This is a genomic window from Cytobacillus sp. C11.1 (genome assembly GCF_058145115.1).
In genome coordinates this window covers 3,022,855-3,034,256 of the sequence record NZ_CM176935.1, presented here as the reverse complement: position 1 = coordinate 3,034,256, position 11,402 = coordinate 3,022,855, and the positions used below count along the sequence as shown (strand labels likewise).

The following is an 11,402-nucleotide window of genomic DNA, read 5'->3' as shown; positions in this document are numbered from 1 at the left end:
TTATCCAATAGATTTATTTTGCAAGCTCACGGATTGGGTTAAACCACTCATCTTCCACTTCCACTAAACGTTCATTTCCAGACTTCCTGCTGAATAAACCGGAAAATTCCGACTCCTCAGGCACGAAGACTTTTTCGTTTTTGGCAATATCGTCTGATGTCATAATTTCAAGCAGTTTCTTTTGATCTTCTTCGCTCACTGTGGCTGTATTGATGACAAATGGTGCATTTAAAACAGGTGTTACAGAGATTAAGCTGAATTCTTTACCGGCAACTGTATTAAGCGGCTCAGCAGCATCTTCCTTTACTTTATATACAGCGCCAGGTTTGTTTACTTCACCTTCTGCCAACTCCACATAATTATTCACACAAGTATCACAGAAAGCTGCTACATCCGCTTTGCCGCTTAATAGGTTTACGGCAGAGCCCTGGTGGGATCCTCCAAATAGCACTTCACTAAAGAACTTGTCCTCTCCGCCCTCAAGCAAATCCTCTGATGTCAAACTCTTAAACTCTTCTTTTTCACTGAAATAATCGGTAATGCCTGTAGATGGAACCTTGAATCCTGATGTTGAGCTGTTTGACACAAACGAGAATCGCTCCCCTTGAATGCTGTCAAGCTCAAACTTGTCGCCTATTTTATATTGATCTGTATTTTCCTTCTGGACTGCCAGCCAGCTATAATATACAGCATCCTCCAAAGTGCCTGATTCACCGCTCGGAACGACTAATGGAAGGACCTTTTCATTTTTGTTATGTGCCTCTATGTATCCTTGTGCACCGAGGAACGCCATATCTGCGTTGCCATTAGCAATGGCTTCAATCGCCACAATATAATCTGTTGTGGTTTGATGCTCTACTTTCTTGCCTGTTTTTTCTTCTATCATTTTTCCTATTTCTTCACGTGCTTCTACAAGATCAGCTCCTGACTCATTTGGAAGCCACGCAATCGTCAAAGTATCATCCTGTTCCGAATTCGCTGTAAAGGAACAGCCCGCAAAAACCAAAGTCATAGCCATACAGAGTAACATTAATGCCATTTTCTTCATGATTTTTTCCCCTCTCTTATTTGGAAAAAGATTTATTTAACCATCGACCTAACTATAACGAAGGAGTATTAATCTACTGATAAGGAATCATGATAAATCGTAAAACATTGGTAAATTATAAGCTGGTTAATGTAAAAGCGCCATTTTGCATGTTATATTCCCTGTCAATCAAATTGTTCATAAACTCAAGATCATGAAAGATTCCGAGCATTGTGGTTCCCTCTTTCATTAATTGTTCAATGAGAATTTTAACCTTCCTCTTGGAGTCAATATCCAGGCTCGCTGTCGGTTCATCCAGAAGAAGCAGTCTCGGCTTTTTGACCATCGCCCTTGCAATATTCAGCCTCAGCTTTTCACCGCCTGAAAATGTAGCAGGGTAGCTATCCCAAAGCTCCGAATCCAGTTCAAAATGGGAAAGAATTTTTTCTGTCTCCAATTCTGCCATTCTATGATCCGTTCCCATTTCAAGGTTGGCTTGCTTCACAAGCTGCCTAGCCGTCGTTCTTGGCATGACATTTAAAAATTGTGACACATAACCAATTTCATGCTTACGCAAGTAAATCATCTGTCTATTTGATGCATCCGCCAAATTAATTGGACCGAACTTATTGGAGTTATACCAGATGCTACCCTGTTGAAGTCTGTAAGTTCCGTAAATACACTTTAATATCGTGGATTTTCCGCTCCCGCTTTTTCCGGTAATCCCGATAAATTCTCCTTCCTTCAGCCGGATTTCAATTCTGCTTACTGCACGGATATTCTTGCCCAGATTATGAAGGGTAAATGATTTAGATAAATCCCTGATTTCCAATAGATTTTCCACCAATCCACCTGCTTTCTCCAAATGTTGTAATCTAGCATAAAATTAAATTCTGTAATTCGTTTTTTGTATCAGCTTTCCGTCCACAAATACTCCAGTGATTACAGGAAAATCGTCGGCAATTTTTTCAATGATCAGCAGGTCCGCTTTTTTTCCGACTTCAATTGAACCAATTTCTTCGTCCATTTGCACCGCTTTTGCCGGATTGATCGTGACAAGTCTAATCATGGCAGCCAGGTCCATGCCATTGGAATTGACGAGCTCGAAAATAGCGTGCATCATGGCTGCCGGATAGTAGTCACTGCACAGAATATCAATTGAATCATTTTGAATCGCTTCGGCAGCACCAAGGTTTCCGCTGTGAGATCCTCCCAGCAGCACATTTGGTGCACCGGCTACCGTATACATGCCAAGCGCCTTCGCCCTGTAGGCCACCTCCTGGGTGATCGGGAATTCACTAATCGTCGTGCCGAAACTATGTACGAGATCCAATTTTTCAAAACTATCATCATCATGGGAGGCAACCGCGATATTATGTTCCTTTGCATGCTGGGCAATTTCCCTCATATCTTCAAATGACAGCTTCTCCTTTGTCTGATGGTTGCGAATCAAAACATCAATGGCAGCATCGTTCATACTGTTATAGCTTTTAACCGTGTTCCGGTACACTTCCAGGTGACGATATTGCCCTTGGCCTGGGGTATGGTCCATGAAGGAAACTAAATGCACTTTGTTTTCACTGATATAGCTTTTCAGATTATCGATTTCTTCTACATTATCAATCTCCATTCTTGCATGAAAACGATGGCGAACAAGGTGCTTGGTACTATGCGTTTCATCTATCAAATCAATAAGCTTTCTGACATTTTCCGGTTCCCGGATTGGCTTATAGGCGTATTCTGTTTCTTTATAAAGGGAAAGGGAATGGAACATCGTCGTAATCCCATGAGATATTAGCTCTTTTTCTGCTTCCCTTAGGCTTAAATTAAAGTTCATTAAGGAGGTTGGCCTTGGTGCTGCCATATGTTCAATATAGTCCGAATGGATATCGATAAAGCCTGGAGTGACATAGCCTCCTGCTGCATCAACCACCTCCATGTCTTCTTCAAACTTCATTTCGCCCTTTGGCGCGATCCGGCTGATTCGGTCTTCTTCAACTATAAGGTCATAGCCTTGCAAAACCGTATCCTCTGTAATAAGCTTTCCATTTGTAATGACGTACAAAGTACTTCCCCCTTTATGAAATAGTCTTTCAAATTCAATGGCAGCCCTCACAGAAGTGAATGAACCAATTGCTGGGTAAATGCATGCTGAGGATCCTCTAAAATCTGGTCAGTCAGTCCCTGCTCAATGACTTGCCCATCCAGCATGACCATAGTTCTGTCTGCCAGCATCCGAATGACGCCCAGATCATGTGAAACCAGCACAATGCTTATGTTTAGCTCCCGCTGAAGATTCTTAATTAAATCCAAAACACTTGCCTGTACGGACAAATCCAGCCCGGTTGTTATTTCATCCAGCAGGAGAATGGGCGGGTTATTGGAAAGTGCTTTGGCAATTTGGACACGCTGCTGCATGCCGCCTGAAAAATTCTTTGGCGCTTCTTTGCGGCGATGAATCGGTATGCTCACTTTTCCAAGCAAATCAGCACCTCTCGATTCCATCATTCCCACGTTTCTGCTTCCTGCTGAAATCAGCTTCTCGGCAATATTTCCAATCGACGAAAAGTCGATCTTCAACCCCAATAGAGGGTTTTGATAGACTTTCCCCATTATGTTGTTACGAATGTAACGTTTTTGCTGTGATGACTCTTGAAAGAGATTTTTCAGCCCGTTTTGATAAGAAGAAAGATAGGCTTCCCCCGAGGTAGCCTCCTGATCAAAGTACAGGCATTGCATCAAGGTTGATTTTCCGCTTCCGCTCTCCCCCACAATCCCGAGCACCTCTCCCGGGTACACATCAAAAGACACATCCCTGCATGCGAAGACGGTCCCGCAAACCTTGCAGTAATTTTTTATCAAAGCATCCGGCACTGGATTAAGGCAGTGATCGCAGCCAGGGCCAAATTGCTTGTTTAAATGTTTAATAGATAAAACCGGAACCTCAAATTCAGTCATTTAATTCACTCCTGCTTTCTCGGCTTTATTTAATACTTCATAACAGTAGCTCGTATCATTGCATTGATAATCGGTATCTCCTGTCATCTCATCAATCAGCTCATCCAGAAACACTCCCTCAGAGCCGCACAATCTGCAGCACTTTCCTTCAAAGCTTTCGCCTTCAAATGGATAATCTTCAAAATCCAGAGAAACGATCTTCGTAAAAGGCGGGACTGCATAAACCTTTTTTTCCCGTCCTGCTCCCAGTAAAATAAGGGCTTCATTTTCGTGCATTTTATGATTATCGAAACGGGGGATCGGACTCGGTGCCATCACATAGCGGTCATGAACCATGACCGGATGGTCTGCACCTGTTGTCATGCTTCCATATTTCATAATCTGCTCGAATAGCATCAGCCACGCCCCGCTGTATTCTTTTTCTGCATGAAGCTTTTTGGTTTCATGCTCACTTGGTTCAAAGTAACGGAGCGGTTCAGGAAGCGGCACCTGCAAAACGAGGATTTGCTCCTTTTTCAGCGGAATATCCGGAATTCTGTGCCGCGATTGAATTATCGTTGCCTCAGCTGTGGATTCAGAGATTTGGACGCCTGTCGTATCAGACACCAGCTTCTTGATGCTAACCGCATTCACCGATTCATCTGACCCCTGATCGATTACCTTCAGTACATCCTCTCTCCCTATTAAAGAGAGTGTAAGCTGTAGCCCCCCAGTGCCCCAGCCTCTTCCGATTGGCATTTCCCTTGAAGCAAAAGGAACCTGATACCCTGGGATCGCAATGGCTTTCAATGTGGCTCTCCTAATCTCTCTTTTCGAGCCTTCATCAAAGAAAGCAAAGTTATAGGCTGTGTTCATTAGCTTCTCACCTCTTGTCTTTCTTCTGTATCCTGCTCAGAACTCTTTGTTTTTCTGACACTATCAAGCTTGGACTGAAACGTGACATAATGAGGCATCTTCAAATGTGAAATAAATCCTGTCGACTCTACAGTATCAATATGATAAAGTACAAATTCCTCATTATGGCTTGGGAAGCTATCATCGGGATGCTCGAGGCAATTATCGAGAATGCCCATGGCGATTGCTTTCGTCTCATTCTGGCCAAAGCATAGTCCATAGCCAATTTCAAATTCCAATTCCTTTCTGCCGGTTTCCTTCTCAACATTAAACGGCATCAGCATTTCCGCTTCCGTTGCTTTTACATCTCCAATGTAATAGTCATCATCGTCATTGCCATCTTCATTCGGATGGCCGACATAGACAGGCAGATTCCCGACTCTTAGCTCTCCTACAGTCGGATGAAGGGCCCCATAGCCTCTGATGACAGCATAAGCCAGTGAGGTAACGGCTCCTGTCTGCCCTCTTGTGAGAATCTGCAAGCGCTGGCTTCGGCTTGATGGAAATTCGAGGCTTTCTCTTGTCACATCATCAGGTTCAGCATCATTGTTTTCTCGAAGCGGTATTAAAGCCTCATTACGGAGATAATCCAGTACCTTTGGCAAAAAGATGTCCGGAACTTCCAGTTTTTCTGCATTTAAACGGTTTTCTGCCTCATATTCGTTCAGCCATTCCCGGATTTTCACTTCGGTTTCCTTCATTAGGCTGAAATCCAGAAGTCTATGGGTATAATCCGTTGTAGCCCCTAGTATCTGGCCACCTGGTATATCTTTAAAGCTGGCCGAAATCCGGCGTTCCACCTTCATGTGCCCGGATTCAATAATTTGCGAGCAGTGTTTTCTCGGCAGCGTTGACCGGTAGGCCCGCAAAAGGAATATTGCTTCTTCCGGATTTCCTTCCGCCTGCTTGATAGCTAGCGCTGCAAGCGTTTCATTATATAAGCTGCTTTCTGACATCACCTGGTCGATTAAGCCCCTCATGCCAGCCTCAATTTGCCCGGTTTCTAATACTTGCTCCTTATGTACTCTTTCATATTTCAGGCGTTTAATCGACTCTTCAATCGCACGTGTACCGCCCTTTACTGCTACATAACCCATTTATTCATCACCATCCTGTCTGCCGATACTTGAGTTGTTCTTGGCAAGGACAAAAGCTGATTCTTCTGGTCAACAAATAGGATGTCCACCCCGACTGGATACTCTTTATTTTTTTCTTTTCGCGTTTGTATCCAATTGGCGTCTAGATCCACACTGACTGAAGTGCTTGTCTGAATGCCAGGCCCCTTTAACACGAGATGATCATCTTCTCGGATAGCCCCTGTTTCTGCAATAATGACGGCAGATTTATGAGGGTTTGCGAACGTCCCGGGATTCGCTCTTTCAATGGCATCCTCCAGTGCACCTGCCTCTGCATTTTGCAGGATGAATAGAAAATCGGCTTGTTCAGCCTCTGCTGTTTTAGCGAATGTTAATTGATTGATTTCCTTTTCAACTGCTTCTGCATCCGCAGCGTACACTTTAAACGTGACCTCAGGGTCCAGCAGTGATAATGCCAGCAGCAGGAGAGGATGGGAGCAGCCTGTTTCGTTCTCTCCGTCCAATAAAGCCGCCTCTTTCCCCAGGTCCGATATAACTCCGGGCCTTGAAGTGGAAGCGATTAATTTCCGATATACAGATTGCAAATCATGTACCATATCTAGCTTCAATGTCTTTCCTCCTCTACTGTACATCCATTGTTTCAAAGCTGACTTTCGTTTTTAAGATAGCTTGATTTTCTGCTCTTCTGTTTTCTTCTATATTCTGCTTCTCACTTTCAAGGATGCTTGACCATTTTGCTGTTTCAGCAAGATTCCCTATAAATGCTGCGTCAATGATGGCAAGATGATAAGCCAGTTCAGGCTGATGTCCATTGACAAGCCCAATTCCGATCTTTCCTTCTACTTTTGCTTTGCATTCTGTCACCAGCACTTCCCCTAAGTAAAATAAGCTATTCTTGGATGTCTCCCGAACCTTTAACATGACTAGGCCATCTTCTGGCTCTTGGATAACCGCCACTGGATATTTTTCTTCAATTTCGTTTGCTAAAGATTTTGCTAGATCTTGAGAGCCGCTGATTAAAATTTCTGTTCTTTGTTTTCTTTTCACACCTTTTGGCCTCCATCTTTTTTTGTTCTGTACCTTTAATCTATCTTGTTGCCAAGCTTGTAAACGTAAAATAATGGTTAATTTTGTATGGGTTTTGTTAACTTCTTTACAGCAAATTGGTTAAAAAGAAATCGGCTTTGCACCGATTTAAATGAGATAGGTGAAGCAATCACTTCTGTATTTAATTCTTGAATATTCAAGGACTGTACCTGTTTTCTGATCCATACAGCAGGATTCCAGCAGCAATAAGGGAATTAAGCTGGAGCATTGCAGGATTTTACGTTCTGTTTCATTCGGGAAAACTACACTCAAATGGCTTTGCCCGGAAGTGAAATCAGTATAGCCTTGAGTTTTGTAATAGTGAAAAATGGAGGTGATTCTGGAACCATCCTGAACAATATGTGGAAAAACAGATTGAGCTACAAAAGATGTATGTAAAGCAATCGGGCAATCATCAACGATCCTGAGACGCCCAATTTTATAAACCTCGTCAGGCGGATTTGCTTTTAATGCATGAAAGATGTCAGATTGATAGGGGATTTTTTCACAGAAAATATTTGTTGTCCTGAAGTCGTATTCCAGTTCCTTCATCTTTTCACTAAAACTGATATCTCCAGTTAAAATAAGAGGAATTTGCTGTTTTCGATTTTGAACATAACTGCCCCTGCCCTGCCTTGAAAAAATAAACCCCAGTTCCTGCAAATGTTCATATGCCTTTCTCACAACCATCCTTGGGACCCTATATTGATCGGCGAGCTCATTTTCAGAAGGCAGTTTGTCATTCGGTTTATAGGTCCCTTCTTTGATTTTCGAAATCAGCTCATCTACTAGCATCATTTTTTCACTCATACATGCAACTCCCCTTTTGAAATCAAATTAAGTGTATAGGATGAATTTAAATGGCAAGTTAAGAGAATGTAATTTTTAATAGAATTTAAAAAGACCCAATCGATCTTGTGACTGGGTCTAAGAGGGGCAATTTTCAGCTGCCAAATTTTTTTATAAAAGATTCCGTATCATTTAATTCAGCAAAATGGGCTTCAAGCTTTTTTCTAGGCCAATCCCACCAGGCGATTTCCAACAGTTTTTCGGCTGTTTCTTCAGAAAATCTTCTTTTTAAATGCTTTGCAGGCACTCCAGCTGCAATTGTAAATGGCTCAACATCCTTCGTGACGACTGCTCCAGACCCGATCACTGCCCCAGTACAGATCTCAACGCCTTTCATAATAATCGCCCCATGGCCAATCCATACATCATGTCCAATTTTCACCCTGTGTGTACGACGCCAATCAAAAAATTCTTTATCGTCCTGTTCGCCGAAACCATAATCGACTTTTCGATAGGTCATATGATGCTGTGTTACACGGTCCATAGGATGCTGTACAGGATTGATACAGGCGTGGGAGGCGATGGAACAAAATTTTCCGATTTCCGCATAGTTGACTGTTACATCATCCATCGTATACGTATAGTCGCCAAATTTTGATTCGATGATTTTATTTCTCTCACCAATCGAAACCCATTCACCGGCATAGCTGTCTAGAATGTAGCTAGTATCATGGACAGTTGGGGATATGGAAAGCTTCTCACCCTGCTTGGGTTTAAAAATTAGAGACATTTGCGTATCCCGCTCCTTCATTAAAAATGGCAGCTGCCTTTCAATCTATTAAATATGGCTTTTCAGCTTCTCTCTTCTTGCAGCTAATTCATGTACTCTCTCCACTCCAGGTGACCGGCTTCCAAGCACCACCGGCTTCTCCCCATACGCTCCATGAAAATCGGATCCGCCTGTCATGATTAAGCCATATTTAACAGCCAGCTTTCTCGCCTCTTCCTCATGCTGATGATTATGCAAGGGATGCCACACTTCAATCCCCTGCAATCTGGCTTCAGCAAGCTCGGGAACGATTTCAAAGTTCCCATATTGTCCCGGATGTGCAAGTACAGGCACTCCGCCTGCTTCCAAAATGGCACGGACAGCAAGCTTTGCATCTGCATATTCCATTGGGATGAATGCCAGGCCAGGCGCTTCACCATTAGTTCCGCGGCTAAACAATTTTTTATATAGCGGGCCATAAATGCCATCCGTATAACCGGCCTCTATAAGAGCCGCCATGATGTGCTGTTTATACACCCCGGTACCCCCTTCGGCGAGCTCCAAACAACGTTCCCAACTAATGTGATATCCGGCTTCAATCAGCCTCTGTACCATTTCAAATGAAAGCTTATGCCTTTTTTCCAATAGAGGCCCGCACAATGTTTCGATCGCTTTATGCCCCGGCTCGATAAAATAGCCGAGAACATGAATACGCCTGCCTCTTTCAAAATCAAAACCGGAGATCTCAATACCGGGAATAACTTCTACTCCATATTTTTTGCCTTTTTTAATCGCTTCCTCCAGCCCTTTTGTTGTATCATGGTTTGTAATGGCCAGGTGTGACACATCATTGGCAACTGCTAAGTTCAGCACCTCATCAATCGTCAGGGGACAATCTGAAATATTTGTATGGCAATGCAGTTCAGCTTTCATGTTCAACCTCCTATAAATAGCCTTTTTTAATAGAGTAACTTGGTGCCAAGCTGTAAAGGTTACCACCATGTAAATTTCTGTTAAGAATTTGTTATTCTGGGGCAATAGCTGCAGACTAAAAGCCCGGTTTATAGCCAACTGACCGATATATTGAGAAATTGACCGATAAAAATGAATTTTGACCGATATATTTAAAAAGTGACCGATAAAATCAAAATCTGACCCGATATATCATTGAAAGTGACCGATATCCTAATAATCTATGAGCAAGAAGGCCAACTCCTTGGAGCCGGCCATATGTTTTGAAGCAATTTCATCTATTTTTCTGCTGATATTTTTTAAATAGAGATTTTTTCAGCTGCCTTTGTTTTACCTAATGCCTTTAATGGCGCTTTGCCCACATTCCCATATGCATCAAGCGCATGCACTTCAATTTGATAAGCTGTATTAGCCTGCAGTCCTTCAATTTTTAAAGTTAATGGATTCGGTACAGGATCCTTATAGAATTCTGAAAAAGCAAGGAATTCCTTTGCAGTATCCCCGGTTTCGGCATTTCTTGCCACTACTTTGTAGTCATGAACAAGAAGGTCATCCTTAGCCTGGTTAAACATAATGGCCAGGGAGGTGGCTGTTGTCATTTCATTATTAATGGAGAGCATTGCTTCTTTTGAAAAAAAAGGCGGTTTCATATCCCTGTCTTCTGTATATATAAAGTTTTGCTTATTGGCTGGGTAGCTGATTTCAAATGGCTCTCCAGTCCAGTCATTATTGTGAATATCACGGCGCTTGATGAGTACTTTGTTGTTATATACCTCTACCACTAATGCCTGATTCAGGACATCCGCACCCTCTGGTACTTCGCCTTGGATTCTGCCTGCATCCAGCCACAGGTAGGCACCTGTTGAAGTTCCGATTGACGTGAAATCCTTCTGATGAATAATTCTTGGGTCATCAAGCGGATAGTGGGTGTGACCTGAAAACGAAATGACTTGCGGATATTCTTTCAACGTATCGTAAAAAAGGTCTCGATTCTGATTAAAGCCCCATTCGCTTCCGTAGACAGTCCCTTTGATCGGCTGATGGTGGAAAACAAATATTGGCTTTTTCGGATCATCTTCGTGCGCGATCTTTAGCTGCTCACTTAGCCAATTAATTTGCCCAGCAGAGAAGGTTCCCTCTGTTTTTCCGTCCTCAGTGCCAAGAACGATAAAATGATAATCTTTGATCACTTTATGATAGTAAATAGATTCCATACCCGTTTTTGCGAGGAAACGCTTTTGGGCGTCGGCTATTGATAGCCCATTCCAGTAATCATGATTTCCAATGGCAAAAATAGAAACTGCACCTGGCTGTTTGTGTACATTATAAGCGGACATGAACTTATCGTATTCGGATACATATCCATAATCAGTTAAATCTCCTACAACCAGAAAAGCATCCTGCTTGGGAGCAACCTTATTTAATTGCTCTAACGTGACAATAAATTTTTCCAATGTTTTATTGCTGCTATTATGGATATGAATGTCACTGATAACTGGAAATACTAAATCCGGTTTCTTTCCGCTTGAATTAATAATGGAAGATGAAGAAGATGCACTCGCTGAAATGAGGTTGAACGAATTTGCAAGTGATAAGCCGATTGTTGCGCCAGCAGCTATCGTTGTTTTTTGCAAAAAGGCACGGCGGTCCATTTCGTTTGTTAAAATACTATTCTCTCTAGTTACATTGTTTTTATTTTTCACTACACCTGCACTCCTTACTCAACTTTATTTATTCACCAGTGCTCCCATTCGCTGTATGTATTTCTCAATCACTCATTCATAACTCAATCTTTCATTCGGAACACTGG

The 11,402-nt window shown here is 42.5% G+C and carries 12 protein-coding genes; all 12 read right to left on the bottom strand.

The window, feature by feature from the left end:
* Positions 1–13: 13 nt before the first annotated feature.
* Complete coding sequence (gene phnD / locus AC3ZVC_RS15140) at positions 14–1,048, bottom strand: phosphate/phosphite/phosphonate ABC transporter substrate-binding protein (RefSeq protein ID WP_490064052.1); 1,035 nt, start codon at positions 1,046–1,048, stop codon at positions 14–16.
* Positions 1,049–1,163: 115 nt separating this feature from the next.
* Positions 1,164–1,871: a phosphonate C-P lyase system protein PhnL gene (locus AC3ZVC_RS15135; RefSeq protein WP_490064051.1), complete on the bottom strand. Its 708-nt coding sequence runs from the start codon at positions 1,869–1,871 to the stop codon at positions 1,164–1,166.
* A 42-nt stretch (positions 1,872–1,913) separates the two neighbouring features.
* Positions 1,914–3,092, bottom strand: coding sequence for a phosphonate metabolism protein PhnM (gene phnM, locus AC3ZVC_RS15130; protein ID WP_490064050.1), 1,179 nt, complete (start codon positions 3,090–3,092; stop codon positions 1,914–1,916).
* A gap of 47 nt (positions 3,093–3,139) precedes the next feature.
* Entirely contained in the window at positions 3,140–3,985 is an 846-nt protein-coding gene (locus AC3ZVC_RS15125; protein WP_490064049.1) for an ATP-binding cassette domain-containing protein, read from the bottom strand.
* Positions 3,986–4,840: an alpha-D-ribose 1-methylphosphonate 5-phosphate C-P-lyase PhnJ gene (locus AC3ZVC_RS15120; RefSeq protein ID WP_490064048.1), complete on the bottom strand. Its 855-nt coding sequence runs from the start codon at positions 4,838–4,840 to the stop codon at positions 3,986–3,988. It lies immediately after the preceding gene.
* Positions 4,840–5,976: a carbon-phosphorus lyase complex subunit PhnI gene (locus AC3ZVC_RS15115; RefSeq protein ID WP_490064047.1), complete on the bottom strand. Its 1,137-nt coding sequence runs from the start codon at positions 5,974–5,976 to the stop codon at positions 4,840–4,842. The genes AC3ZVC_RS15120 and AC3ZVC_RS15115 overlap by 1 nt, the downstream gene beginning before the upstream one ends.
* On the bottom strand, positions 5,964–6,584 hold the full coding sequence (gene phnH, locus AC3ZVC_RS15110) for a phosphonate C-P lyase system protein PhnH (protein ID WP_490064046.1): 621 nt from the start codon (positions 6,582–6,584) through the stop codon (positions 5,964–5,966). The genes AC3ZVC_RS15115 and phnH overlap by 13 nt, the downstream gene beginning before the upstream one ends.
* Positions 6,585–6,597: 13 nt before the next feature.
* Positions 6,598–7,023, bottom strand: coding sequence for a phosphonate C-P lyase system protein PhnG (gene phnG / locus AC3ZVC_RS15105; protein WP_490064045.1), 426 nt, complete (start codon positions 7,021–7,023; stop codon positions 6,598–6,600).
* A 147-nt stretch (positions 7,024–7,170) separates the two neighbouring features.
* Entirely contained in the window at positions 7,171–7,872 is a 702-nt protein-coding gene (locus tag AC3ZVC_RS15100) for a GntR family transcriptional regulator (protein ID WP_490064044.1), read from the bottom strand.
* Between the two features lie 133 nt (positions 7,873–8,005).
* Entirely contained in the window at positions 8,006–8,641 is a 636-nt protein-coding gene (locus AC3ZVC_RS15095) for a DapH/DapD/GlmU-related protein (protein WP_490064043.1), read from the bottom strand.
* 48 nt (positions 8,642–8,689) lie between these two features.
* Positions 8,690–9,553: a PHP domain-containing protein gene (locus AC3ZVC_RS15090; protein WP_490064042.1), complete on the bottom strand. Its 864-nt coding sequence runs from the start codon at positions 9,551–9,553 to the stop codon at positions 8,690–8,692.
* Between the two features lie 338 nt (positions 9,554–9,891).
* Positions 9,892–11,295, bottom strand: coding sequence for a metallophosphoesterase family protein (locus AC3ZVC_RS15085; RefSeq protein ID WP_490064041.1), 1,404 nt, complete (start codon positions 11,293–11,295; stop codon positions 9,892–9,894).
* Between the last annotated feature and the right edge of the window lie 107 nt (positions 11,296–11,402).

Coding starts and splice junctions, on each gene's coding strand:
- phnD (WP_490064052.1), bottom strand. CDS start 1,048: ATGAAGAAAATGGCATTAATGTTACTCTGTATGGCTATGACTTTGGTT.
- AC3ZVC_RS15125 (WP_490064049.1), bottom strand. CDS start 3,985: ATGACTGAATTTGAGGTTCCGGTTTTATCTATTAAACATTTAAACAAG.
- AC3ZVC_RS15120 (WP_490064048.1), bottom strand. CDS start 4,840: ATGAACACAGCCTATAACTTTGCTTTCTTTGATGAAGGCTCGAAAAGA.
- AC3ZVC_RS15115 (WP_490064047.1), bottom strand. CDS start 5,976: ATGGGTTATGTAGCAGTAAAGGGCGGTACACGTGCGATTGAAGAGTCG.
- AC3ZVC_RS15100 (WP_490064044.1), bottom strand. CDS start 7,872: ATGAGTGAAAAAATGATGCTAGTAGATGAGCTGATTTCGAAAATCAAA.
- AC3ZVC_RS15095 (WP_490064043.1), bottom strand. CDS start 8,641: ATGTCTCTAATTTTTAAACCCAAGCAGGGTGAGAAGCTTTCCATATCC.
- AC3ZVC_RS15090 (WP_490064042.1), bottom strand. CDS start 9,553: ATGAAAGCTGAACTGCATTGCCATACAAATATTTCAGATTGTCCCCTG.